18 protein-coding genes are annotated in these 25253 nt (G+C 58.9%); 13 read left to right on the top strand and 5 right to left on the bottom strand.

Features of this window, described 5'->3' with window-relative positions; genetic code table 11:
• Positions 1–87 precede the first annotated feature (87 nt).
• The 5 genes from leuB to larC all read left to right on the top strand — a co-directional run bounded on the left by leuB (position 88) and on the right by larC (position 6844).
• Complete coding sequence (gene leuB / locus HQL56_07335) at positions 88–1173, top strand: 3-isopropylmalate dehydrogenase (GenBank protein MBF0309324.1); 1086 nt, start codon at positions 88–90, stop codon at positions 1171–1173.
• A 36-nt stretch (positions 1174–1209) separates the two neighbouring features.
• The gene (locus HQL56_07330; GenBank protein MBF0309323.1) at positions 1210–2235 is read left to right on the top strand and encodes an aspartate-semialdehyde dehydrogenase; all 1026 of its coding nucleotides are present in this window, start codon (positions 1210–1212) and stop codon (positions 2233–2235) included.
• Between the two features lie 159 nt (positions 2236–2394).
• Complete coding sequence (locus HQL56_07325) at positions 2395–4644, top strand: hypothetical protein (protein MBF0309322.1); 2250 nt, start codon at positions 2395–2397, stop codon at positions 4642–4644.
• 248 nt (positions 4645–4892) lie between these two features.
• A complete protein-coding gene (locus tag HQL56_07320) occupies positions 4893–5654 on the top strand; it encodes a hypothetical protein (protein ID MBF0309321.1) in 762 nt (253 codons plus the stop codon).
• A complete protein-coding gene (larC, locus tag HQL56_07315; GenBank protein ID MBF0309320.1) occupies positions 5645–6844 on the top strand; it encodes a nickel pincer cofactor biosynthesis protein LarC in 1200 nt (399 codons plus the stop codon). Before HQL56_07320 ends, larC begins: the two co-directional genes overlap by 10 nt.
• A 72-nt stretch (positions 6845–6916) precedes the next feature.
• On the opposite strand, the gene HQL56_07310 is transcribed toward larC, so the two are convergent.
• The 4 genes from HQL56_07310 to HQL56_07295 form a co-directional block, all read right to left on the bottom strand.
• The gene (locus HQL56_07310) at positions 6917–9343 is read right to left on the bottom strand and encodes an AAA family ATPase (protein MBF0309319.1); all 2427 of its coding nucleotides are present in this window, start codon (positions 9341–9343) and stop codon (positions 6917–6919) included.
• Entirely contained in the window at positions 9340–10866 is a 1527-nt protein-coding gene (locus HQL56_07305) for an SIR2 family protein (GenBank protein ID MBF0309318.1), read from the bottom strand. The genes HQL56_07310 and HQL56_07305 overlap by 4 nt, the downstream gene beginning before the upstream one ends.
• Before the next feature lie 281 nt (positions 10867–11147).
• A complete protein-coding gene (locus HQL56_07300; protein ID MBF0309317.1) occupies positions 11148–11957 on the bottom strand; it encodes a hypothetical protein in 810 nt (269 codons plus the stop codon).
• Positions 11958–12306: 349 nt separating this feature from the next.
• Positions 12307–13551 carry a cyclic nucleotide-binding domain-containing protein gene (locus HQL56_07295; GenBank protein MBF0309316.1) on the bottom strand — a complete coding sequence of 415 codons (1245 nt, stop codon included), beginning with the start codon at positions 13549–13551 and terminating at the stop codon, positions 12307–12309.
• 203 nt (positions 13552–13754) lie between these two features.
• Between HQL56_07295 and HQL56_07290 the strand changes: the two genes are divergently transcribed.
• Complete coding sequence (locus HQL56_07290) at positions 13755–14789, top strand: ABC transporter substrate-binding protein (protein ID MBF0309315.1); 1035 nt, start codon at positions 13755–13757, stop codon at positions 14787–14789.
• Positions 14790–14794: 5 nt separating this feature from the next.
• Complete coding sequence (locus tag HQL56_07285; protein MBF0309314.1) at positions 14795–17620, top strand: diguanylate cyclase; 2826 nt, start codon at positions 14795–14797, stop codon at positions 17618–17620.
• 7 nt (positions 17621–17627) lie between these two features.
• Here HQL56_07285 and HQL56_07280 read toward each other — a convergent pair whose 3' ends face one another.
• Complete coding sequence (locus HQL56_07280) at positions 17628–18536, bottom strand: sensor domain-containing diguanylate cyclase (protein ID MBF0309313.1); 909 nt, start codon at positions 18534–18536, stop codon at positions 17628–17630.
• A gap of 75 nt (positions 18537–18611) precedes the next feature.
• Here HQL56_07280 and HQL56_07275 point away from each other — a divergent pair, with 75 nt between their 5' ends.
• From HQL56_07275 to HQL56_07250, 6 genes are all read left to right on the top strand, one after another.
• A complete protein-coding gene (locus tag HQL56_07275; protein MBF0309312.1) occupies positions 18612–20570 on the top strand; it encodes a RecQ family ATP-dependent DNA helicase in 1959 nt (652 codons plus the stop codon).
• Positions 20571–20763: 193 nt separating this feature from the next.
• Positions 20764–21522, top strand: a complete 759-nt coding sequence (locus HQL56_07270) for a class I SAM-dependent methyltransferase (GenBank protein ID MBF0309311.1) — start codon at positions 20764–20766, stop codon at positions 21520–21522.
• Positions 21519–22412: a site-specific tyrosine recombinase XerD gene (gene xerD / locus HQL56_07265; GenBank protein MBF0309310.1), complete on the top strand. Its 894-nt coding sequence runs from the start codon at positions 21519–21521 to the stop codon at positions 22410–22412. Before HQL56_07270 ends, xerD begins: the two co-directional genes overlap by 4 nt.
• 1012 nt (positions 22413–23424) lie before the next feature.
• Complete coding sequence (locus tag HQL56_07260) at positions 23425–23988, top strand: hypothetical protein (GenBank protein MBF0309309.1); 564 nt, start codon at positions 23425–23427, stop codon at positions 23986–23988.
• A 229-nt stretch (positions 23989–24217) separates the two neighbouring features.
• Complete coding sequence (locus HQL56_07255; protein ID MBF0309308.1) at positions 24218–24622, top strand: hypothetical protein; 405 nt, start codon at positions 24218–24220, stop codon at positions 24620–24622.
• Positions 24623–24633: 11 nt separating this feature from the next.
• Entirely contained in the window at positions 24634–25179 is a 546-nt protein-coding gene (locus HQL56_07250; GenBank protein ID MBF0309307.1) for a hypothetical protein, read from the top strand.
• The last annotated feature ends 74 nt before the right edge of the window (positions 25180–25253 follow it).

Below are 25253 nucleotides of genomic sequence, written 5' to 3'. Positions count from 1 at the left end.
CAGGGCGCTGCCCTGGACCCGTCGGGGGGGATAATCCCCCCCCGAACCCCCGTATTCCTGGATAGATGCGATTTTGGAGAGTGGGTAATGGTGGAAAAATCGATTCTGTTGTTGCCGGGTGACGGCATTGGCGTCGAAATCGTGGCCGAGGCCCGCAAGGTGCTGGAATGGTACATGGCCCAGGGGCGCATGCGTCTGGTCATGGAAGAGGGCTTGATCGGCGGCGCGGCCTACGACGCCACCGGCAATCCGCTTCCTCCGGAGACGCTGGAACGGGCCCTGGCGGTGGATGCGGTGCTGCTGGGCGCCGTGGGGGGCACCAAGTGGGAGTCCCTGCCTTATGCGGTGCGTCCGGAACGGGGCCTGCTGGGTATTCGCAAGAGCCTGGATCTTTACTGCAATCTGCGCCCCGCCCAGGTCTTTCCCCAGTTGGCGGACGCCTCCACCCTGAAAGCGGAGGTGGTTTCCGGCATCGACATCATGGTGGTGCGCGAACTCTCCGCCGACATCTATTTCGGCCAACCGCGCGGTGTGGAGACCCTTCCCGACGGCAGCCGCAAGGGTATCAACACCCTGACCTACACCACCGCCGAGATCGAGCGGGTGGCCCGGTCCGCCTTCCGGGTGGCGCGCAAGCGCCGGGGCAAGGTCTGTTCCGTGGACAAGGCCAACGTGCTGGAGGCCACGGAGCTGTGGCGCGAGGTGGTCATCGCCGTCCAGCAGGCGGAATTCCCCGATATCGCCCTGAGTCACATGTACGTCGACAACGCGGCCATGCAGTTGATCCGCAATCCCCGCCAGTTCGACGTGATCCTGACCACCAACATGTTCGGTGACATCCTCTCCGACGAGGCGAGCATGCTGACCGGTTCCATCGGCATGCTGCCGTCGGCCTCCCTGGGGGATCGTTACGCCCTCTACGAGCCGATTCACGGTTCAGCACCCGACATTGCCGGCAAGGGGTTGGCCAATCCGCTGGCCACCATCCTCTCGGTGGCCATGATGCTGCGTTACACCCTGGAGATGCCCGCAGAGGCGGATCATCTGGAACGGGCGGTGATGCGGGTACTGGATCTGGGCTATCGCACGGCGGATATCATGCAGCCGGGCATGAATCAGGTGGGAACGCGCGCCATGGGCGATGCGGTGGTAGCGGCTCTGGCGGTGGTGTGATCATTGGCTCTTTGCACGAATTCGGATGAGGCGGGCATGCGTACTTTCAATGTGGCCGTAGTGGGAGCAACCGGTAATGTGGGTCGGGAGATGCTCCGCACCCTCGAACAACGCAACTTTCCGGTCGGAGAGCTGCACCTTCTGGCCTCCAGCCGTTCGGCTGGGAACCACATCGAATTCCGGGGCCGGGATGTGGTGGTAAAGGATCTGGAGACCTTCGACTTCACCGGTTGCCAGATCGGGCTTTTTTCCCCGGGGGCCAAGGTTTCGGCGGTGCATGCGCCGCGAGCGGCGGCGGCGGGTTGTGTGGTCATCGACAACACCTCGTTTTTCCGCATGGATCCCGATGTGCCTCTGGTGGTTCCGGAGGTCAATCCGCACCATATGGCCGATTTTCGCAAAAAGAACATCATTGCCAATCCCAACTGCTCCACCATTCAGATGGTGGTGGCATTGAAGCCGTTGCACGATGCGGCGACCATCCGCCGGGTGGTGGTTTCCACCTATCAGGCGGTTTCGGGAGCGGGCAAAGAGGCCATGGACGAGCTTTTCGAGCAGACCCGCGCGGTCTATCTGCCGGGGGGGAAACCGGTGCCGCCCAAGAAGTTCGCCAAGGAGATCGCTTTCAACCTGGTGCCGCAGATCGATGTCTTTCTGGAAAGCGGTTACACCAAGGAAGAGATGAAGATGGTCAACGAAACCCGCAAGATCCTCGATCCCGATATCCGGGTGACGGCGACTGCGGTGCGGGTGCCGGTGATGAACTGCCACTCCGAATCGATCAACATCGAGACTGAAAAACATCTCACCGTGGCACGGGCCCGGGAAATTCTTGCCGGGGCTCCGGGGGTTGTGGTTCTGGATGACACGACCACGCCGGGGGGCTACATGACTCCCAAGGAGGCCAGCGGTACCGATGCCACCTTCGTCTCCCGCATTCGTCAGGATGAGAGCATCGACAACGGGCTCAATCTCTGGGTGGTGGCGGACAATCTGCGCAAAGGCGCGGCTTTGAACGCGGTGCAGATTGCCGAAGCCCTGATTGCGGGCGGTCTTATCTGAATCTTTTCCAACAGCGTTGCGGCGGTTTCCTTACGGGTTCCGCCGCAACGCTTTCTTTGCGGTTCCCCGTTTTTCCAAGCCAAGGTATAAAAATTGCAAAGGATGGCGAAGAGATGCTCTCTTGGCCCTCTCGATCCTTTGCCTTGCCACGGGAAAGCGATGAAAAGCCCGAAGTCCACATGGCTTCTTTTTATTACCGGCCTCGTTCTGGTTCTCTTCTGGAGCCGGACGGGTCTGGCGTTGCATCTGGGGCCGATGCGGATCGAAAGCCGTTTGGGAGAACCCTTCTCGGCGACGATTCCCCTCGACTTTCAAACGGGGGATTCGGAAGCCGGTCTGGGTCTCGTGGTGGGGGATGTCGCCGACTATGCCAAAAGCGGTTTCCACCGTCCCCAGATGGTGGACGGCCTGCGTCTGGAGTTGGCCGGGCAGGGAGGCGAACGTTTTCTGCGCGTCAGCAGCGTGCAACCCCTCCGGGATCCCTTTTTCAATCTGCTGGTCAAGGCTTCCGTCGGTCATGGGGCCAATCTGCGCCATTATCCGGTCATGTTGACGGAATCTGCCGGAACCGTGATCGGCGCCGGTCCCCGCCTGGCCGTTCCGCCGTCCGTCGATCAGCAGAATCTGTCCACGTCTTCCTGGCCCGTTCCTGCCGGAAACCGGACGCCACCGGCCCGTAAGCCCAAGGCGGTTGTCGCCGAGGTGCCCGCACCGCTGCCGGCCACGGCCTCCGAAGCCAAAGCGCCGCCTGCCGAAACGGCCAAAACGACGGCCAAGGCGGCCGAGGCTAAACTCAAGGTTTCCGGCGTTTGGGCGGGCCTCGAAAAGCTTCCGGAGACTGTGGCCACACTGGAAGAGACCAGCCGGAAACAGGGCGAGAAGCTCTCCGACCTGGATGACAAGCGGGAACGGGACAAAAAACGGCTGAACACCCTCAGTACCCGGGTGGACAAGATCGAAGAGTCTCTCAAGGCGGCTCCACCGGCGCTGGTTCAGGCTCGTCTGACCATCCTGGAGCAGAGTTTGAAACCCAAGACCGCCGGGGAGTTCAACTGGGCCGGTCTGCTGGAGGGTGATCTGCCTCTGTGGCTGGCCGGTCTGCTGGTGGTGATCCTGGGGGCGGTGTCGGTTTGGCAGCGATTGCATAAAACGCCTGTAGCCAGTGCGCCGCCCGCGGTGAGTCCTTCCGTCAAATCGGGCCTTGCGGGGAGGTTTCACCTTCCCGGCAGGTTGACGTTTCCCGGCAAGATGACGTTTCCCGGCAAGATCGATTTTTCCCGCAAGCTGGAGTTGGGCGATTGGCGTCGGTTTTTGCCGTTTCTCGGCAAAAGCCGCACGGTGATCATTCCGGGAGAGACGCCACCGAAACCGCCGGGCCCCGCCAGGGCAGCCGCACCGGTTGAACCGGCTCCGCCACCACCGGTTGTTCCGGTGGCGGCGGTTCCGGCCGTGGCGGTTCTGGCATCGGTTGTCACGGAACCGATGCCGGTAGCGGAAAGCCTGTCGGCAGCTCCGGAACCTGCCGTTGAAGTGGGACCGCCGCCGGTATTCGCCTCGGTTGCCGAGGAGAAACAGGAGCCCTCCTTCGAGGAGAACAGTGCCTCGGGAGAGGTCTCCTGGGCGCCTGCGCCACCGGTTGAAGAGCCTGTGGTCGAAGAGTCCGCCGTCGAAGCGGAGCCGAGCCGCGTTCTGGCCTGGAAGAGCGACTGGCGTGCCGAGGAGAAGGAAGAGACGGTTGCAGAGGAGGAGCCGGGCTTCTCGCTGCAGGAGGCGATTGAAGAGGCGGTTGATTCCGGGGACGAGGTTGCTGTCGCCGGGGAGGACGATTCCGGGGAAGCGTATTATCCAGTGGAAGAAGAGTTTGCCGTCGAATCGGATGCGGGTTCCGAAGAAGGGTTTGTCCTGGAAGGGGACGAAGTGACGGGCGAAAGCTCGGGATGGCAGCCGGAAGACGAAGAGGCCCCCTGGGATGAGGTGGAGCCGGTTGCGGAGGTGGCTCTCCTTGAGGAGGGTTTGGACGGCTATCCGCAAGAAGAGAGTTCCGCCGTGGAATATGAAGTGGCGGAAGCCGATCTGATCCAGGAAGAGGATATGCCGCTGGAGGAAGAGATGTCGGCGGGAGGGGAGCTGGTGCTTTCTCTGGACGAAGGACCGGCGACCCCTCGGGTGGAAGAAACGCCCCGTGAGGAGCCCGTCGCGGCCTCTTCGGGGATGTTGGGGGAGATGGTGCTGCATTTTTCCGACGAGGAGGGGTCCGAGCCCGTCTGGAAAGGCTTGGGACAGGCCTCGACACCGGTGGCCGAACCCCCGCGCAACGGAGCCTTTTCCCCTGCGCTGGCGGATGAGGAGAGCGGTGAACCGGTATTTCGTCTGCGCTTGATACTGGATCAACCGGAAGCGCGTCCTTGAATGGCATGACCGATCGCGGGCCCGCTCTTGGGTCTCGGGTAAAGGCTCCCGCAGAGCGAATCGGCAGCTGGGCGAGCCAGGATTAAAGGTCAAAGGAATAGTCCCAGGGGTGCCCCCTGGACCCCATGGGGTTGGAAGTCAACAGCAAGAGTCCCAGGGCGCTGCCCTGGACCCGTCGGGGGGATAATCCCCCCCGAACCCCCGTTATACCTGAACAGATACGGCGGAACAGATACGAGGAGCGGAACGTGGGATTTCTGGAGCGGTGCCATCCGGGAGCCAAACTGGCAGCGTTTGTGTTGATGACGGGACAGGTGGTTTTGTGGCCGTTGGGCTCCTCCCTGATATGGCTGCTGGTGGCCGTGGGTCTGGCCGCCTGGGTGTTGCGGGTTCTGGGCAAGGGGCGCTGGCAGGTGATGCGGCTGTTGTGGCGCGCGCGCTGGTTTTTCCTGATGATCTTCCTGCTGCACGGTTGGATGACGCCCGGCCATCTGTGGTGGGTCGACTGGGCCTGGAGTCCGACCCGTGAAGGGCTGGAACGGGGTTGGCAACAGGGCTGGCAGTTGGTGTTGCTGATGTTGCTGGCCTTTGCTCTGGGGCGCTCCACCTCGGCCTGGGAGTTGGCGGGCTTGCTGCGGTTGGAGGGAGAAGGGCGGTTGCGCGAGGTGTGGAACGGCTTTCTGCGCCGGCTGGCCATCGCCATGGCCATGGTGCCCCGATTGACGGCTCGGTTGCTGGAAGTGCGGGAATCGCTGACCTTGCGTTGGGGGGCCTCCCGGCCCGACGAGGGTTGGATGGGGCGCTTGCAAGGGTGGGTGCGGCTTCTGGACGGCTTTCTGCTGTCGTTGACGGCGGATGTGCGTTTTCAGGAGGAGTCGCTGCTCTCCCGGGGTTTTTCGCGGGAGATACCCCATCTCGGTTTGTGGCGCAAGTCGCGTGAGGTCTCCTGGCGGGATGGGGCGCTGGTGGCGGTTCCGGCCTCATTGTGGATGGTGTGGTTATGGCTTTGAGACTGCATCTCGACCTGTCGGCGGGTATTGCCGGGGATATGTTCCTGGGGGCGCTGTTCGATCTCGGACTGGAGCAGCAGGTTCTGGTCGAAGCGCTGCAAAGCCTGCCTCTGCCTCCGTGGCGGTTGCAGGTCTCTCGCGAGCGTCGGGGAGGGATGAGCGGTCTGCGGGTGGAGGTGATCGAAGAGGGGCACCACGCTTCTCACCACCACGAGGAAGATCACCATCACCACCATCGGCGCTGGCTGGAAGTTGCCGATCTCATCGGGGCATCGCGGCTGCCGGAGGCGGTCAAGGAGAAGTCGCTGGCCATCTTCCGGCTGCTGGCGGAGGCGGAGGGTGCGGTACACGGCATTCCGCCGGAGGAGGTTCATTTCCACGAGGTGGGCGCGGTGGATGCCATCGTGGACATTTGCGGCGCGGCCTTCGGCTTGTGGCGGTTGGGGATTGCGGAGGTGACGGCCTCCCCCCTGTTGACGGGCAGCGGCACGGTAAGTGGTCAGCACGGGGTCATGCCGGTTCCGGCTCCGGCGGTGGCGGAGTTGATCCGCCGCTGTCGCATTCCCCTGTTGGGGGATGCGGTTGCCGGGGAGATGGCCACACCCACCGGGGTGGCCATTCTGTCGGGCATCGTATCGCGTTACGGGGCGAGCGGGCTGACGGGACTTGACCGGGTGGGTTGTGGATTGGGTCGCCGGGAGGTGGCGGGTCGGGCCAATGCCTTGCGTCTGCTGGCTCAGGAGATGGGGAGCGATGCGGGCGGATTGCTGCGGGATGAGGTGGTGGTGTTGACCACCCATGTGGATGACATGAATCCCGAGTGGTACGGTCCCCTGTGGGAGCGGTTGCTGCAGGCGGGTGCTTTGGATGTGGCGTTGTTGCCGTTGACCATGAAGAAGGGTCGTCCCGGCGTGCGGCTGGAGGTGGTGGGCCCGGTTTCCCTGGAGAAGGCGCTGGCGGAGATTGTGCTGAGCCATACCACCACGCTGGGAGTGCGGGTGCAGATTGTGCCTCGATGGATTCTGCCGCGCCGCAAGTCCAGGGTGACCACTCCCTGGGGGGAGCTGGACGTGGTGTTGGCGGCAGGGGTGGCGCGGGCGGAATTCGTCTCTTTGCAGGCCATGGCGGCGAATCAGGGCTGGTCATTGCCCTTGACCCAACAAAAAGTTGCACCCTACCTGCTTTTCTGATCTTTTCCGGTCTTACGGGCGTTCAGGGGGATTATCCCTTCCGGCGGGTCCAGGGTAGCCCCCCCATCCCTGCTATTGATATCGCACGTGTTCCTTAAGCGACTGAAAGACACGCGCTTTAACGCTGAGAGAGTCATCGCTTTCAATTTCTTTTTCACTGTTCACCGTGTTTACCGGATTCATCCAGGGCAGGCGAAACACGGTGACCGGGGCCTCCTGGCGAAAGCGCAGCATGTCGTCCTCTCCGTGGAAGAGCAGCAGCATATCCCAGCCGTTGGGCAACAGACGCCGGTAGCGGGTTAAACCTCGGGCCAGCGCGACCACGGTGTGTTCGTCCATGTTTTGCAGCGGATCGTCCAGCACCATGAGTTTCAGGTGATTTTTCTCAACTCGGGGCGCCAGGAGCAGAAAGAGCACTAGGGTGAAGAGGTTCAACTCGGCGGTGTTGAGGCGTAGATCGGCCCGCAGTCCCTCCTTTCCATCGGCCAACCCCAGGGTATTGTCGGCGTTGCGTTGCAGGCGCAGATCGTTGTAGGCCCACCGGGCCGGGGTCATCAGAGCCATCAATTCGTTCAGCGGCTTTTGCAACTCCAACACGTTGGCATAGAAGAGATCGTTGACTTGCTGGTCCGATTTTTCCAGGCTTTCCCGATTGTCCAAATAGTCCGTGATCCGATGGAGTTCCTCCGTGGAGCAACGGATCAGAGCCAATACCGCTTCGGCGACACTCCTGAATCCATCCGTCCAGCCCTTGCCACCGATGGAAAGGTTGGAACTGACGGATCTGACCGAATTTGTGCGAATGGCATCCTGGACGAGTTGTCCCAGGCCGGGCAGGCTTTTTCGTTCTTCCGGAGTGAGGGCCCAGCGTCCCAGTTGATCCAGGGCGGCAACCTCGTCGGCGGACAGGTAGGGGGGTGACGTTGTTTTGCCTTGGGCTTTTGGCAAGGTTTGCAGGGTTTGCAAGTTGGAAAAGGCTTGGGTTTCCTGGTCTCGGTATTTATTCCGGAGTTGTTGCCAATGGTCGGCGTTTTCTTCCGGCTCCAGCCAGCTTTCGCCGGTGCTGTTTTGCCAGCGTTGCTTCTTGGCCTGCACCAGGGTGGCGGCGACGACATGGCGTTTTTGGGCCAGGTCGGCCAGAACCACGGCTTCCAACCAGTTGTTCAATAGGGTGGCCCGGTCCTTATTATCGGTGGTGGCCCTGGTTGGCTGCCAGTCCTTGAGGCGGGTCATGGCGGCCACGATGCGTTGCAGGCTTTGGGGCAGGGTGGGGGAGGAGTCGGCCTCCTCTTTGAGGATTTTCAGGGTATCGACCAAACTGGATACGATGCGTTTTTGATCGTTGAAGTCTGCATGCTCCACTTTCCGTCGCCATTCGGCTTGAAATTGCACGATGCCTGGAGAAGCCGGACGCAGATTGATCAAATGCTGCTGATTCAGGGGCAGCAGTATTTCCCATTCGCTCAGGCTTTGCGGAGGCTTTTCTTGAAGCACGGAAAGGAGGTTCTTCTGCCGTTCCCGGAGGGTTGTGTTTTGCTCCACCAGAGTCGTGGCCTCCGGGAAAAAGGCCTCCAGCAATACCTTGGCCCGCTCGGTATCCCCCATGATGGCCAGACGGTTCATCACCACCTGGTCCAGCCGAAAAGCTGCTGCAGAAGGGAGGGTTACTTTTGGAGGGGGCTTCAGGCCTGTCTTGGTGACGGTAACGTGCATTGTACCGAGGCGGATTTTGGGTTCGGCTGCGAGGTTCGATTGGGAACGGATCGCGTCGAGAAGCGGGTGCGCCGTTTTGTCCCGATCCAGCCGCTCCACTCTGCCCGTCAACAGCAACTCCAGGCTCTCCGTCAAGGTGCTTTTTCCGGTGCCGTTGCGACCGTAGACCAGTTTCAAGTCCCGGTTCGTGCGGGTAAAGGTCAAGGAACGTTTCTGGATGGCCCGGTAATTTTCCAGAGTCAATTTAAAGTCGGAAAGGCTGCCGTTACTCGATAACGTATTGAACCAGCTTCGGGTTTCCAGCAGCAGCCAGGAAAAGGCCCGGGTAAAATCCCCCGTCTCTAAACCGCCCTCATTAATGGGAAGCAGGTTTATGCCGATGGCATACATCTGGTCTCCCGTTCGGGCCATCTCCTGTAGCGTTGACGCCACAGAAGGCATTGCATTCGGTTTAAGCAGCAGAACCAGATCGACCGAAAGGGGCAGTTCCTCTCCCTCCTTCAAGCGGGAAAGGAGCAGATGGCGCACATAGGCTGCCTGATTCACCTGTTTGCGGAGGCGGGTTTTGATCGTCTGGGCAGTAAGGGTGGTCACGTCGATGACGAAGCCAAGGCAGCCGAGTTCTGCGTCACAAACGAAGAGGTCGCATTCCGCAGAGAAGTGGTTGGCCCATTCCAGTTTGGGATGTTCCAGAAAACCAGCCGTTTTCCACTCGTCGATGGCGGAGGGGAGTACCTGGACACCCAGACTCAACAAGTGATCACGGAGGATATCGATGGTGGTCATGGGATTGCCAGGAAACGAGGCAGGGAGTGAAGCCGATCCTCCGGGTACCAGGCCCAGCGCCACAGGGTTTCGACATCCGGATTCCGATTGCCAGGGGCGCGAAGAGACTGTGACAAACCTGGAATCGAAAGGGACCAAAGTAACTGTCGCGTTGGGGCTCCCGAGGGGTGGTGGCGGGGCGAGAGGCGTTCCTGCGCGCCGAAGGTGATTTGAATCCTCAGAATTTCCGGACCGTGGTCGCCCATCCGGGAGCACTCCACCGTGGGCAGACCGGACTTCCGGCTGAGGCACAGGCGCATTGAGCAAAAAACCTTTTTATTCGCCCAATCAGCGGCCATGCGTCGCAAGGCTATCTCCACCACCAAGGCCCACAACGCCCAGGCGGGATGATCGTTCAGAGCGACATGTTTCAGTGGCCAGCGGCGGTCGTCGTGGCTGGAAAGTTCCGAGGTGATGTTGCTGGCCAGTTTCATCTCCCGCAAGAAGAGTCGGTGGAAATGTTCACTCCAGGAGGTGAATTCCTCCAGGGAGGTCTGGGAAAAGTCTCCACATTCGGCGCACTGGTTTTCCCAGTCGATCAGTGTTTGAAAGTTGCGCTGCAAAGCACCGGTTTGATCTTCACCGGGAGGATGGCCCAGGATGCCACCCAGGGTGTGGGCTTTCCGGTGCAGAAATTCCTTCTGTTGCTCTCGCATGGTGAGATGGTAGAGCCATTGGAAGAGATGGTCGATCAAGGGCCAGGAGGGGCCGGCACTTTTGAAGGCAAAAGGGACGAAATTGTCATGAGTTGTGATATCGGGAAAGGAGTAGCCCACCGCCTGGCTGGCGGCGCGAAGGATCTCCAGCCCGTGGAAGTTTTCCTTGCCATCGAAGATGAAGGCGGGAACCTCGTTTTCGGAAATTGTGGCAGCGGACTTGAGGCGGTACCGGGCCAGTTCCTCGTAGACGTTGCGAAAGGTGTCGTGAATGACCGGGTCCATGGCGCTGTAGGAACAAAAAGCCACGGTGCGGGTGCGCAGCATGGTGTGCAGAAAGTCTCTGGACCAAGCATCCTGCCGCCAGTTCTGAATTTCCCGATAGGTGAAGACGATGGAGGGCAGATACTCGGACAGCTCTTCCGGATTTTCGCAAGCGTTGCGGTAGCGATAGGCGCAACCATGAATTTTTGCCAACAGGGCGGTGCGGTGGCCATGGCCTTTTTCAAAAAAGCGATGGGGGCTGTTGATCACCGTGAAACCGTGTTCCTTGTCGTGTTCCATATCGCTCAAGCGATAGGCACCTTCCAGGAGCATGTCGTAATTGGTGGTAATCAGGATGGGAGTCAACCCCTCCCGGGCCAACCGGGCCAGGACATGGTGGCGTGGCAACAGTCGGTTGCGGTAACATTGATCCACTTCGTCGTATTGCTCGTTATGATATCCCCCACGCATGACCTCATCGTCTTTGAAGCCCATGGTGTTGAGAAATTCAACTTTGCCTTTTTCCCTGGATTCTCCGTGAATCATGGCGAAGGCCGAAATCACATAATCATTGAATTCATAGTATCTATTGGCGAGTGAGGTAACCTTATTCCAGAATGGAGTTTTTTCTTCAAATCCGAAAAACTTCTCAAAGGATTTCTTGATTGATTCTTTGTTGTGTTTAGCGACGCATTCATAAAACTGTTCCAACAAAAAACAGATCAACTCGTTTGCAGAGTTGCCTTCACTATCCAGGGAAAACCCGGCGCCGATAAAAAAGACCACCTTGCCCTGGCAAATCTGCTTGGCTAACCGCTGCAAGGGGTCGTGGGGAAAGGGTGTGGTCATCTTTTCGAAGGGGAAGGGGCGACCGTTTCGCCGGCCAGCACCCAGCCAAGCCAGAGCGGGGAGGGTTCGACCTCGGGGTAACGTCGCTTCAACTCCTCCAGGAAAGCGGATGGGTTTGATTTGGCTTTTGGTGGCAGTTTTTCTTGTATTACGGAGGAACGGGGATCAACCAACGTCTCCGGTTTCAGTTGGGAGTCGAGGACCAGGAGAAAGGCGAGAGTCAGTTCTTCCTGGCGCGTAAGGGTTGGTTTTGGAGGTCGATGGACTTTGCCGCGTGCAAGGGTTGGTTCTGGTCCCCATACGGCCTCATCCCAGCGGGAAACACCCCACACTCCTGTTTCCTGCTCCACCAATTTTGGAAACGGGGGGGTATAGCCCGAAAAGTCTTCAATGTGTTTGGCAACTTCCAACCAGGCTTCTTGCTTATTGTCATAGTCACTGACGGATTTTCCATTACGAGGGAATGTTTTATATTGACCGATCCAAGAATGTTCCCATGAGCAGGATTCAATAATTATTGGTATTATTGAGTTGTCTGATAAACGATAATTTGACAATAATACATTAAAATTATCAACATTTTGGGGAGAAGTATAAATTAAATTATTTGTAACAAGCAGAATAATAAATTTAGCTTTGTCTTCCTCAAACAGGTAATCAAAACGTTGATTCGTTTTCAGGGAATCGATTTCAATATATCCAACCATCTTTGGATTATTAATATAAGTATAATTTATTAGCTCAACTAATTTTCTATCCGCAGTGGAGGAGAGGATTACCCAAAGAGCTTGTCTGCCCGCTGACATGCTTCACCTTCAGTATCTATACGTAGACGCCGATAAAATGACAGCATACCATGGGAGGAAATGATAAGGAAAGGAATATAGGAGGAAATAGTCCTGAAATGGAGGCGACTGTTCAGGCCTCTGCGCATCACGGCGTGAAGGAGATAATGTAAAAGTACTGCAGCGCTGCCCTGAAGCCGTCCGGTGGGATTATAGTCCCCCCGGAGCCCCCTATGTCCGAAGAGATACGGATGGAAGAACAGCTTCCGGTCTGGTTTGCCGTCAAGAGGTGAATTCGCCCGACCGACAGTGCAAAATCTGTACACAGGGCAATGAAGACGGAATACCGTCCTCATCGCCTGAGGTCTTTCTACCTCCGACTCTTCGCCATCTCCAGCAGCCGGGTGCGGAACTCCGGGTGGTGTTCGAGGACGTTGTAGAAGTCGCTTTTTTCCAGTTTGAAGAGGCTGCAATAGGTCAAGGCCCGGATGGTGGCGGTGCGGGGTTGATCAAACAGCAGGGCGGTCTCTCCGAAGGCGCTGTTCATGCGCAGCTTGGCCAGAAACTCCCCCGCGCTGTTCGATACCGCCGCCGTGCCGTGAATCAGGAAGTACATCTCGTTGCCCGGATCACCGACACGGATGATCTCTTCGCCGGGCATGTAGACCTCCCGCTTGAGCTTGCGGGCCAGATCCTTCAATAACTCCTCGGAAGCCCCTTTGAATATCTCCACCTGATTGAGCAGATGGCCGGTGACATGGTGAAATATCCGTTGCCGCAGCTTTTCCGGCAATTTGCCGAGGAAGTCGGTCTGCACGTCCTCATGATGGCTCATCAGGTGGCGGTAGTAGCTGGAGACCTCTTCGTTCAGTTGCTGGGGCATGGGATACTGACGCAACAGCGCGGCCAACTGGGTGATGCGATCCATGGCCTTGTTGCGGTGGGCGTTCAGGCTCGATACCAGGGAAACGGCGTTGCCGACCACCAAACCGAACATGCCGACCCCCAACAGCATGACCGTGGCGGCGTAAATTCGGGCTCCATCGGTTTTGGGGGTGATGTCGCCATAACCCACCGAAGCCAGAGTGGTGATGGCCCAGTAGATGGATTCGATGATCTCCGTGGAGATGAGCCGGCTGCCGTCGGGTGGGTTGAGAAAGAGCCAGCCGGTGGAAATCCAGCAGATGGCGAAGGAGATCCAGAACAACAGGATGATGATCCCGCCATGCACCGTCGGCGGCAGTCCAGTGGTGTGGGTGCGCGACAGGCGGAAAACCTGGGTCAGACAAGCCAGACGCAACAGGCCCAGATAGGGAACCCATTCCGGATATCCCCCGAAATAGGCCATGGCATCCCAGGGAATGGTGGCCAGCAGATCGGGCAGCAACCAGGTGCGGCGGTAGTTGGCGCTGATCATCCCCAGGTTGGTGACGTATTCGCCGTCTTCCAGATAGGCGGTGCGCAAATTGGCCAGAATATCCGCCAGGAAAAAGGCGCTCCACATCAGATTGGTTTCCACCAGCCACAGGGGGTTGCCGATGGCCGGAACCTGATGGAAAGGAACCGTGAAGGCAAACCAGCCGATGCCCAGGAAGACAAGGTGATTCCATGCCACCCGGAGGGGTACGTTAGGCATGAGTACAAAGGGATGGAACACGGCAGTCTCCAATAGCGGCAGGGGAGCGGGCCAGTCTTTTCCGAAGAACCGTCACGAAGCGGATGCCAACCTCCAAGCAAGTCTGTACAATAGCATACGAAGTGAACCTTCGAAAAGCGGTCAGCAACAACATTGGAATTAAAAGAAAGGGCGAGGGGGGCATGAATTTGGCATGGGGCCGATCTCTTCTCGGAGTGGTCTGTGGGCTTGTTCTGTTGCTGGCCTTTTCCGCCGGGGCGGAGGAGGCTTCTCTGTTGCGGATTACGGTGAGCGTTCCGGGACCGCGCAATATCTCCTATCTGCCGGTGGATCTCATTCCCCTGATCGGTGCTGACAAAGCCGAAGGCGCCCGCGTTCAACTCCTCCATCAGGGAGGAGGGGGGCAGGCACTGAAGCAGCTTGCGCAACGTAACAGCGATTTTGCCGTGGCCGGGGTGCCTGCCCACCTGTCGATGGTCGCCAATGGCGGCGAGGTGGTGACCCTGGCGGCCGTCGACGACGCGCCGCTCTTCGTCCTGATGGTGCGCTCCGCCTTGCGGGAAAAAATCACCAAGGTCGGCGACCTGAAAGGCCGCATCATCGGGGTCAACACCAGCTCCCTGACCAGCAAAACCACCTCCCAGCAGTTGGCCGAACTGATTCTGCGTCAGAACGGCGTCATGCCGGAGGAGTTCCGCATCCTGTCCGCCGGACAGAGCTGGGAGGATCAGTCCACACTGATCCAAACCGGAGGCGTGGATGCCATCATGGGCGATGAACCCTTCGCCTCCCGGCTGTTGCAAAAAGGGGAGGTCTTCTTCCTGATCAATCTGGCGGACCGGCAGCAGGCCAAGGGGATTCCCGGAGGTCGTTTTCTCCATGCGGCCCTGGCCACCCGTCCCGATGTGCTGCGCCATTCGCCCGAACTGGCGGCCAGGATGGTGGCGATCATGAAACGCAGCCTGGCCTGGGTGGCCAGCCACTCGCCCGAACAGATCGTCGATGCGTTGGGAGTCACCGACCCCGCCGAACGGGACTCCTTCCTGACGGTACTGCGCCGTTATCCCGATCTGTTCAGCAAGGATGGCCACTTTTCCCGCAGCCAGTTGAACGAAACCGATACCTTCTTCCATGCGTCCAATCCGGAGGATGCCAAGGCGCTGGCCATCAACATGAACCTGTTGGTTGATGACCGGTGGGTTGGCAGTCGGGACTGATCACCATGACCCCACCCTCATCCCGGCCACGAACGTTCTTGTTGCGACAGGCCACCTGGCGCATCGCGGTCTCCCTGTTGCTGGTGGCCATTGCGGTGGCGGGTTTGATGGAGTTCGTCCAGCTCCGGGCCGGTGAGCAAGCCTCTCGGGAACAGGCCAACCGATTGGTGCGCCATTTCCGGGAACGCATCCACATGGTGGAGCAGCAGCAGCAGGAGCAGGCCATTCGCTTCAAAGCCACCATCGAGCATCTGCGCATTCCGGAGGATGGCAATACCCGCTGGTTGCGACTGCGGGAGATGCTCTCGGTCTACGAAAGCGATACCTTGTTTTCCGCCGTACTGATCACTGACGGGGCTGGCAAGATTCTTTTTCGCTTCAGTACTCTGGATCTGCACCTATCAGAAACATTTGATGTCGATTCTAAAGAAAACTGGTTTTTTGTGGAGTACGAAAACGTCCTCTTCCGGGTATACCGGCTGCCTCTCTGGTTGGAACCCGAAGGTCGGGGTTTTCTATTTCTGCTGCGGCCCATGAACAACGCCCTGCTCTTTCAAAATGCCTTTCCGGAGACTGATCTGGCCTTGATCTGGAAGGGGCAGGTGGTGGCGCGCTCCATCGGTCTGGTGGGACAGCAGGAGATGGAGGAGAAACGCCAGCCCCGGGACGGTACGGAAATTCCGGAACGGGAGGTGAATATCGGTCTGCGTTGGGAAGAGAGCCTGCCGAACAGTCCCCGGCTCATGGTGCGTCACCACGACCGGTATCTCTTCTCTCCACGGGAGATCTGGCAGGCGGGGATGATCCTCTTCTCGGGGACGTTTCTGCTGCTATGGCTGGGTTCCGGAGGATGGTTCCTGTCCATGGTGCGGCGCATCATGAACCTGGGGCAGGCGGCCAAGGCCTTCGGAGAGAACCATCAGGTCGACGAGGCCTTTCTGGAGCGGGCTCGTTGGGCCAAGGGCGAGCAGGCGGATGAGATCGGCGCGGTGGCCACGGCGCTGGAGGAGATGGCCAAGGCGGTGGTGGAGCGGGAGGAGGCTTTGCAGGCCCGAACCGAAGCGCTGGCCGCCAGCGAGCAACGCTTCCGCACCCTCTTCGAAGGCTCCCGGGATGTGGTCTGGGTGGTGGCCATGAATGCGGAAGGCCGCCCCTGCCATTTCCTGGAGGTCAACGAAGCGGCGGTGCGACGTTACGGCTTCTCCCGACGGGAGTTGCTGCAGATGTTGCCCATGGACCTCAACGATCCCCGATATCACTACGATCTCGACGACCTGATGGCCCGGTTCCGTCAGGCGGAGTACGCCATCTTCGAACGGGTGCATCTGACCCGGGAGGGACAACCCATCCCGGTGGAGATCAGCTCCAGCATCATCACTTACCAGGGCGAAAAGGCCATCCTGGCCCATGTGCGGGACATTTCCGAACGCAAGCAGGCGGAGATGATCCTGAAAGAGAGTGAACAGCGTTTCCGCGCCATGTCCGATTCCTTGCGGGATACCCTTCTGGTGACCGACCAGGCGGGGCGCATCCACTTCTGGAACCGGGGTGGAGTGGAGATGTTTGGTTGGTCCGAAAGCGATATTCGCCAACAGGGGCTGATCGGTCTGTTCGATCTCCGCTGGTTGGGCGAACAGGGGTTGGAACGCCTGGAGCTGTCCGGGCATGAGGAGGTCGGCGCTTTCTGGGTGGTGGAAGCCAGCAATCGTCGCGCCAGCGGCGAGATCTTTCCCAGCGAGATCCATTTTTCGACCTGGATCCGCCAGGGCACGCTCTATTTCACCGGCATCATCCACGACATCTCCGTGCGCCGGCAGTTGGAAGCGCGGGATCAGCGGGCCTACAGCAACCGCATCGCCATTTCGGCGCTGCTGGAGGTGGGGTTGGAACCCCTCTCTCTGTCGCGCAAACTGGAAATCTGCCTCGATATCCTCCTGACGGTGCCCTGGCTTTCGGCCAGTTATAAGGGGTGTATTTTCCTGGCGGAAGCGGACGGCAGTCTTACCCTTGTGGTGGAAAAGGGGCTTCGGGAGAGTCACACGGCTCCCTGCCGGCGGGTTCAGCCCGGCCAGTGTTTGTGCGGCAGGGTGGTTCTGGAGCAGGAGATCCTCTACTCCCCGTCCGGCCATGAGCGTCCCGATGGGGGTGTCGCCACACACGGTCATTACTGTGTTCCCATCCGGATGCGCGATACCCTGATGGGGGTGTTGAACCTCTATCTGGATCCCCAGCACACCCGCGACCTTGAGGAAGAGGCCTTTCTGACCACCGTGGCCAACACTCTGGCCGGTATCGTGGAGCATGGGCAGGTGGAGGAGAAGGTCAAGCACCTGGCCAGCCACGACGCCCTTACCGGCTTGCCCAATCGTCTGCTTTTTCGGGAGCATCTGGAGCAGGAGTTGCGACGCAGCCAGCGTACCCGGCAGGTTCTGGCAGTGGCTTTCCTGGATCTGGACCGTTTCAAGGAGGTCAACGATACCCTGGGTCACGACGCGGGGGATATTCTGCTCTGCCAGACCACCCAACGGCTGCGCCAGTGTCTGCGTCAGCCCGATATTCTGGCCCGCATGGGGGGAGACGAGTTCACCGTGATCCTGCCGGATGTCGGTTCGGAAGTACATGCCGTCGCGGTGGCGGAGAAGATCCTGCACGCCCTGGCGGAACCGTTCCTGATTCAGGATGTCGAGTGCCGCATCGGCGTCAGCATCGGCATCAGCCTGTTCCCCCGGCATGGTTCCGACGCAGAGCTGTTGCTGCAACGGGCCGATGCGGCCATGTATCGGGTCAAGGCCGGTGGTCGTCACAATGTAATGGTGTATCAGGACGCCTGAGGCGGAATCATTCCCCGCTGATGCGGTTGCGTCCTTCGGCCTTGCTGCGATAGAGAAAGCGGTCGGCCCGTTGCAGGATGGTCTCCGCCGTGTCGTCTCCCACGGCCAGGGCGGCGCCCAGGGAGAGGGTCACTTGCAGGAGTTGTCCGTTTTCCTGCAGAAAGGCGCTGGCCACCTGACTGCGGCAGCGTTCCCCGATACGCAGGAGGGTGGCCGAATTGACGTTTTTGATCAGCCCCAGGAACTCTTCCCCGCCCCAGCGGCCATAGATGTCGAAGGGGCGTCCCACCGCCTGCAGCGTGGCCGCCACCATTTGCAGCACCCGGTCTCCCAGGGCGTGGCCGTGGGTGTCGTTGAAACGCTTGAAATGGTCCACATCCATCATCAGGACGCCGAAGGGCAGTTTCATGCGCTGCCACTCCTCCAGACGGCTGTGCAGCTCGTATTCCAGAAAGCGGCGATTGGCGATACGGGTCAGCGCGTCCAGGAAAGCCAGCTTCTCCAGCTCTTCCACCCGCTGGGCCACCAGCTCCTGACTGCTGCGATCGGTGAAGACCTCTGCCGCGCCGATGATTTTTCCGCTATCATCCCGCAAGGGGGTGGCGCGAACATGGACCGGAACCCGATGCCCCAGTTTGTGGTGCAGGAAGACGTCGTAGTCGTGACAGGCCTCCTCCCGCTCCAGACAGAAGCTCAACGGGCAACCGGAGTCGCACAGGTTGCGCCCGCTCTCGTTCACATGGACCAGGATGTTGTCGGCGCAACGTGAGCCGATCATCTCCTTTCGGGAGTAGCCCGCAATGCGTTCGGCGGCGTCGTTCCAGTAGAGAATGCGGCGCTCCCGGTCGACGAAATAGACCCCATCCGCCAGTTGTTCGACCATGGCGTCGTAATTGAAGGGAATGTCTCGTGCCATCTTCTGGGGGCTCCTTCGGTTTGCGGATACTGATACCCGTTTCCTAACACAATCGCATTCTGAAAAAAACTGAAAATGAGTAACACGACCCATTCCCGGACGCTTTCCGCTGCAGATCACGAGGAGGAGGCCACCCGTCTGCTGGCGGAGACCTTCGGCTTTCCGGCCTTTCGCCACGGGCAGTGGGAGGTGGTGCGCCGCCTGCTGCAGGGGCGCTCCGTGTTGTCGATCTTTCCCACCGGCGGGGGCAAAAGCCTCTGTTACCAGCTTCCGGCCCTGATGCTGGAGGGGTTGACCCTGGTGATCTCGCCCCTGATCGCCCTGATGAAGGACCAGCTCGACTTTCTTTCCAGTCGGGGGGTCCAAGCGGCCCGCCTCGATTCGACCCAGGATGCGGAGGAGTACCGGCGCATCCTGCAGGCCCTGTCGGCGGGGCGCATCAAACTGCTTTACATCTCGCCGGAACGTTTCGGCAACGAACGCTTTCTGCAAACCCTCAAACGCCTGCGGCTCTCCATGCTGGCGGTGGACGAAGCCCACTGCATCAGCGAATGGGGCCACAATTTTCGTCCGGACTACCTCAAAATCGCCTCTCTTGCGCGCAATCTCGCCATTCCCCGGGTGTTGGCCCTGACGGCGACCGCCACTCCCCCGGTGGCCCGGGATATCGCCGCCGCCTTTTCCATCCACGGAGAGGACATCGTGCAGACCGGATTCTACCGGCCCAATCTGCAACTGGCGGTCTGGCCGGTACGGAACGAAAAACGCGAGAACCTGCTGCTGCAACGTTTGCGCAGCGTTCCTCCCGGACCGGCCATCGTCTACGTCACCCTGCAGCGTACCGCCGAAAGCGTGGCGGAATTCCTCCGCGCCAACGACATCAAGGCCATGCCCTACCACGCCGGGTTGGAGCCCCCGGTGCGCAGCCGCATCCAGGATGCCTTCATGACTTCGGAAGAGGTGGTGGTGGTGGCCACCATCGCCTTCGGCATGGGGGTGGACAAGGCCGACATCCGCACCATCATCCACTACAACCTGCCCAAAGGGCTGGAAAGCTATGTTCAGGAGATCGGACGCGCCGGACGGGATGGGCAGACCTCGGTGTGCGAACTGCTGGCCAGCTCGGCGGATGTCATCACCCTGGAGAACTTCACCTACGGGGACACCCCCACCGAAGAGGCCATCTCTTCCCTGCTGAAGGAGTTGCTCGACGGGGAGGAGTGTTTCGACCTGTCGATGACGGAGCTTTCCGAACGGCACGACATGCGCCCCCTGGTGGTTTCCACTCTGCTGACCTATCTGGAACTCATGGGGATCCTTCAGGCCACCGGTCCCTATTACGCCTTGTTCAAATTCCAGCCGTTGCATCCTTCCGAGGTGATTCTCTCCCGTTACAGCGGGGAGAGGGCGCAGTTTCTGCGGCAACTCTTCCGCCAGGCCCGGAAGGGACGCACCTGGTTTTCCCTCGACGCCCATCAGGCGGGGCGTGCCATCGGCCAGCCACGGGAGCGCATCGTGGCGGCGCTCAACTATCTGGATCAACAGGGCGATCTGACCGTGCAGGCCCAGGGGGTGCGAGAGGGTTATCGGCTCCTTTCCCAGCCCCAAAACCGTGAGGCACTGCGCCTGGCCCTCTGTTCCCGTTTCGCCAAACGGGAAGAGCTGGAGATCGAACGGATTCGCGCGGTACTCAACTATGTGCAGCATACCGACTGCCGCACCCAGTTCCTTCTCGACTATTTCGGAGAGGGGCGGGGGGCCTGCGGTCACTGCGATTATTGTCTGAAGCGCAATCGGGTGCGTCTTCCACCCGCCGTGTCACCGGGTTTTTCGGCGGAAGATATCCGCAAGGTGGCGGCTTTACGCGGCGAAAATCAAGCGGCCCTGGCCACTCCACGGCAAATGGCCCGCTTTCTCTGCGGCATGGCCTCGCCGGCCACCACCCGCGCCCGATTGCGGGGCCATGCCCGTTTCGGGGAGTGGAGCGGCATCTCCTTCCGGTTCGTCCTCTCCTTTGTCGAAGCCCATTGGTAAGCTTCGACGCTTCACCGTTCCCGCCACTCCGGGTTGACTGCTGTTGGGAAATTGGCGGGTTTCACCCGCTCCGAAACCGCCGAATTCCCGATAACCGTGTACCCCCCGGCCCTTACCCATCCTGGAACGGGGATTGCAACTCCCCGAACGAGTCAGCAATTCACCTGGTGTCGGGCGGGGATCGACGCATCCCATGAATCTGGAAGCGACCCGTTTGAGAAATTGGTATGCCACCGCACAGGGCAAGGTGGCCGCGGATATGGTCGGATCGGCCATGACGCGGTGGCTTTCCCGGTCAACGGTGGATCGGACGCTGACCCTGGGGTATCCCCATCCCTATCTGGAGCGGATCCGGACCTGGAGTGATCAGGTATTCGGGGCCTCTCCGGCGGAGATGGGGGTGATGCCCTGGCCGGTGCAAGGCAACCGTTTCGCCCAGGTGCGAGCCGATGCCCTTCCGTTCGCGGATGCCCTGTTCGATCGGGTCATCCTGGTCCATCTGCTGGAAGCGGTCGAAGAGCCCCATGCGGTTTTGCGGGAAGCCTGGCGCGTTTTGAAGCCGTTGGGGCGGATTCTGCTGGTGGTTCCCAACCGGCAGGGGCTGTGGGCGCGATGCGAGGCCACCCCTTTCGCGAGTGGTACGGCTTTCACCCCGGGGGCTGTGCGCCGGGTGTTGGAAGAGGCCCTGTTCGAACCCCGGCAGGCCGGGTTCGCTCTCTATCTGCCGCCCTGGATGGGGCAGCGTTGGCACGGATTCGCTCCCGCCTGTGAACAGGCCGGGCAGCGTTGGTTCGCCCCCTTCGGCGGGGTGCTGTTGAATGAAGCGCAAAAAGTCGTTCTGGCGCGGACCCCGTTGGGTTCCCCGCTGGAAACGGCCAAGAAACGGGGAAAGGCTATCATCCCCCTGACTGGAAAACCCTCTGTCAGAGTAAGAGTCCGACATAAGCCATGAATAACGACGCCTTGATTCAACAATTCCTGGATGACCTGCTGGTGGAATTCGGCGCTTCTCCGAATACGCTGGAGGCTTACCGTCTCGATCTGGAGGGCTTTTCCGCCTGGTTGGAGAGTCGGGGCATCGCCCTGGCCGATGCCCAGCGGCCGGTGCTGCTGGATTATCTGGAGGTCATGGCGCAGCGGGGTCTGGCTCCGGCTTCGGTGTCGCGCAAGATGTCGGCTTTGCGGCGCTTCTTCCGCTTCCAGATGGTCAACCGCATGCGCGACGAAGATCCCACCCGTTTGGTGGAGCGTCCCAAAGGCGTGCGCAAGCTGCCCGCCATGTTGACCGAGGAGGAGGTGGAGGCGCTGCTGCAGGCTCCCGATCTGGACACCGATCTGGGGTTGCGGGACGCGGCCATGTTGGAACTCATGTATGCTGCGGGACTGCGGGTCTCCGAACTGGTCTCTCTGAAAGGGGAGGATCTGGATCATCAGTTCGGCTCGGTGCGCATTGTCGGCAAGGGGGACAAGGAGCGTCTCGTTCCCGTGGGTGTGGAGGCGTTGGGGTTGGTGTCACGGTATCAGAAGGAGGCGCGTCCTTTCCTGGTCCGCACCGGCAATCCTCCGGAGCTGTTCCTCTCCATTCGCGGGGGTTCGATGACCCGGCAGAATTTCTGGTACATCATCCGTCGTTACGCCACCCTGGCGGGGATTACCAAGCCGTTGCATCCTCACCTGTTGCGCCACTCCTTCGCTTCGCATCTGCTCAATCACGGAGCCGATCTGCGGGCGGTGCAACTGATGCTGGGTCATGCCGACATCAGCACCACGGAGATTTACACCCACGTGGCCACGGCGCGTCTCAAGCAGGTGCATCAGCAGTATCATCCGAGAGGGCTGTAGGCGCTCGGTTACGGGATGGCGTTGCTGCCGGGGCTTCCGGTCGTCTGGGCGGCTGAATCGTATGGGATTCAGCCCGATGCGGCTTTGAGGTTTCCGGCGTGCCAAGCCACATACACAAAGGCCGCTTCGCTGGCCCGAAAGGGGAAACCCTTTTTGGCGGTGGAGCGGCCTTTTTGGGTTATATATCCTTTGACTTTTAATATTTTCCTTTAAGTATCAAAAAAAGAGAATGTTCTGTCTTTTGATTTTTCGTTTATTATCTTTTTTGTTGTATACCATGCAATATTTAATAAAAATAATAACGTCAAATGACAGACATTTTCTTTTTTTTGATACTTAAAAGATAACATAGCCTTCCATTTTCGACCCTTCCATCGATTGGGGGCTTCCCGCGAACTTTACAACCGCCCAAAATGCCGCCGAAACCCCTTTTTCGTCCGTAGGTCTCCCAGAGTCCGGCGGTGAAGGCCCCGGAAATGCCACCGGCGAGCCAAAGCGACCGCCTTCGATTTTCGATATCTCTTTCGATTGGATAAACGGCGAAAACAAACCCGCCGAAGGCGTTCAGGTCGCGGCCAACAGCCCCAACACCACCGTCGACTTTCCCGTCGGCTATCTGCCGAACACCTCCAACGCGGATACCTCTCCCTGGGGCTCCACCACACCGGAGCGGGACCAACCCCCAAACCCGAAACCTTCGCCCGATCAACCCGTCGTGCTTGCCGCCAACACGGCATCACAACCTGCGGAAAGCCAATCTTCATCAACAGATGCCAATACCTCGACATCAAACCCCTCAATGCCGTGGCAACCTTCGGTTTCCGTTGTGCCTGGAAAGGGAAACGAGTATATTAATGAAAAGGGAGATCGAACCGCCAATCTATAGAAACGGGATGCCGTTTTGCAGGCATTGAGAGACCAAGGAATGCCTGAAAACCTGGTGAAGACATACGGCGAAATCCTGGACTGGGAGGGAGGTTTTCGCTGGCACAAAACCAAACCTGGATAGGTTGTGGATGACGAGGAAATAAAACGGGCCGACAATACTGCCTTCGGTGGACTGAAGCCAGATAGCGTTCAGGCTGCGATAGCTAAAGGCTATATTACGAACGTGGACATGTCCCGGTTCGGCAGCCAGGCCACCCCGGATGAGATTGCCAGGATGCTGATTGGCACTACACACCACTCTCTTGCCAATGCGGGGGGTATCGAAGCCCTGAAATGCATCCAGGACCCGGCCATTCAAAGCGCCGTACTCGATTCTCTGGTCCGGCACGGTATGGGCGATGGCGCCAAGGTCATTCAGGCTGGCTTGAAGGATATCAATCCAGACTATGTTGAGGAATACCAATATGACATCCTGAAGCCAAACGCCATCGTGGCTCTCAACAACATCGATGAAGCCAAGAGGGATGAGTTTCTTCAGAAACTGGGACAGCGGCGGTTCAAATTGTTGAAAAAGAAACATAATGATTTGCCGGAAACCAAGAAAAGCGGAAAGTATTGGAATAAGGATGAAGAAACCGAGGGGGATTTTCCCCGAATTCAGTACTTTATGCGGCGACGGAAAAAATAGTCGTTCTGTCCAACCGGCCTGGAGGATCCCCTCCAGGCCGGTTTTCAGGGTTTGGCTTATCTGTTTCGTATCGCTTCTTGTTTCTCATGAAGCTATTGGCGAGTCGCCTTCACAGCCAACTTCAACGGGTTCGCCTTCCGCATCCAAATCAACTTCTGCTGAGACGGACAATAATATCTCCTCGATTTACGGGAACCCCCCTTCCCAACCCGTATCGGGCTTGGCAATCATGTCAAACGATTCAACAGGGGTCTCAACATGCCTTTATCCCGATGAGTTTCCAGAGTTCAAAGCTGTTGAGGATAGTTGCTTGTCTAACATCCCGAGGACCGAGTATCAGGTTGTATACTGGGAATTCTATGCCAAGTGCATTCAGGACAATGTTGTTCGAGAGGCGACCGCCTTTTATAACCCCCAGGAGTTATCGGTTTTTTTGCCTGTATTGCAAAAGCTGTTTGACGCTTCTTTACGCTTTTTTGAAGGAACAGTGTACAACAAAAGATTCTCGAAGGACTACGACTCAGGGGCGCCTTTTTCCAAAGCGCTAATCCTGGAGTACCTATTAAAAAGGATCATCATTTTAAATAAACAAAAGGGTTCAGATCGCCCTGCTGCCCAACCTGTCAGCCCCTGACTGAACCCGCCATGTTAAAATCGCTCTTCACTGTCTGGGTGTTTGGCATCGGCCTGTTACTGATTCCGGTCGGCTTGTTAGCCAACGAGGAGGACTGTACCGAACCCTATCCAGGCGCAATGGTCAAATCCCAAGATCACAAATGCTTCGATCCGGATTTATCTCTGATTGAAGAAAATCCATGGCCCATCGTCAAAAGCTGTCTGGCGTTGCAAAAGGAGGGGGAGGATCGGTTTAAACAGGTCATCCCCTGTCTCATGCAGGGCATCGACCACCTTGGTCCTAACTTGATGACTACCCGCACATTGAGAGATGAACTCCCGAAACGCCTTAAAGATCACATCGAAGCCTTCGATGAGATTATCCGTCTTATTCCGGTCAGTTGCCAAGGCGCAGATTGCACCATGCCTCGGGAGGTCGATCTCGATCTCGAAAGAACACGTCACCGGATCTTTATTCTGGAACATCTCGATCCGATCTACTACCCTCAGCCTGCGGATGTTCCCTGCAATTTGCTGCTTTCCCCCATGCGGGATCCTTCCCCACAGCCCCCGTGAAGATTACGCGATTTTGCCTTTCAATATTTTATCTTTTAAGTATCAAAAAAAGGAAATGTTCTGTCCTTTGACTT

It is taken from the genome of Magnetococcales bacterium (assembly GCA_015231925.1).
GTDB lineage: Bacteria > Pseudomonadota > Magnetococcia > Magnetococcales > JADGAQ01 > JADGAQ01.
The sequence above is the reverse complement of the archived record's forward strand: the minus strand, read 5'-3'. Positions and strand labels throughout refer to the sequence as shown.

What these genes read in the sequence shown, in the direction of transcription:
- leuB (MBF0309324.1), top strand. Translation starts at nt 88, where the DNA reads ATGGTGGAAAAATCGATTCTGTTGTTGCCGGGTGACGGCATTGGCGTC.
- HQL56_07330 (MBF0309323.1), top strand. Translation starts at nt 1,210, where the DNA reads ATGCGTACTTTCAATGTGGCCGTAGTGGGAGCAACCGGTAATGTGGGT.
- HQL56_07325 (MBF0309322.1), top strand. Translation starts at nt 2,395, where the DNA reads ATGAAAAGCCCGAAGTCCACATGGCTTCTTTTTATTACCGGCCTCGTT.
- larC (MBF0309320.1), top strand. Translation starts at nt 5,645, where the DNA reads ATGGCTTTGAGACTGCATCTCGACCTGTCGGCGGGTATTGCCGGGGAT.
- HQL56_07310 (MBF0309319.1), bottom strand. Translation starts at nt 9,343, where the DNA reads ATGACCACCATCGATATCCTCCGTGATCACTTGTTGAGTCTGGGTGTC.
- HQL56_07300 (MBF0309317.1), bottom strand. Translation starts at nt 11,957, where the DNA reads ATGTCAGCGGGCAGACAAGCTCTTTGGGTAATCCTCTCCTCCACTGCG.
- HQL56_07290 (MBF0309315.1), top strand. Translation starts at nt 13,755, where the DNA reads ATGAATTTGGCATGGGGCCGATCTCTTCTCGGAGTGGTCTGTGGGCTT.
- HQL56_07285 (MBF0309314.1), top strand. Translation starts at nt 14,795, where the DNA reads ATGACCCCACCCTCATCCCGGCCACGAACGTTCTTGTTGCGACAGGCC.
- HQL56_07280 (MBF0309313.1), bottom strand. Translation starts at nt 18,536, where the DNA reads ATGGCACGAGACATTCCCTTCAATTACGACGCCATGGTCGAACAACTG.
- HQL56_07275 (MBF0309312.1), top strand. Translation starts at nt 18,612, where the DNA reads ATGAGTAACACGACCCATTCCCGGACGCTTTCCGCTGCAGATCACGAG.
- HQL56_07270 (MBF0309311.1), top strand. Translation starts at nt 20,764, where the DNA reads ATGAATCTGGAAGCGACCCGTTTGAGAAATTGGTATGCCACCGCACAG.
- xerD (MBF0309310.1), top strand. Translation starts at nt 21,519, where the DNA reads ATGAATAACGACGCCTTGATTCAACAATTCCTGGATGACCTGCTGGTG.
- HQL56_07255 (MBF0309308.1), top strand. Translation starts at nt 24,218, where the DNA reads ATGTCAAACGATTCAACAGGGGTCTCAACATGCCTTTATCCCGATGAG.
- HQL56_07250 (MBF0309307.1), top strand. Translation starts at nt 24,634, where the DNA reads ATGTTAAAATCGCTCTTCACTGTCTGGGTGTTTGGCATCGGCCTGTTA.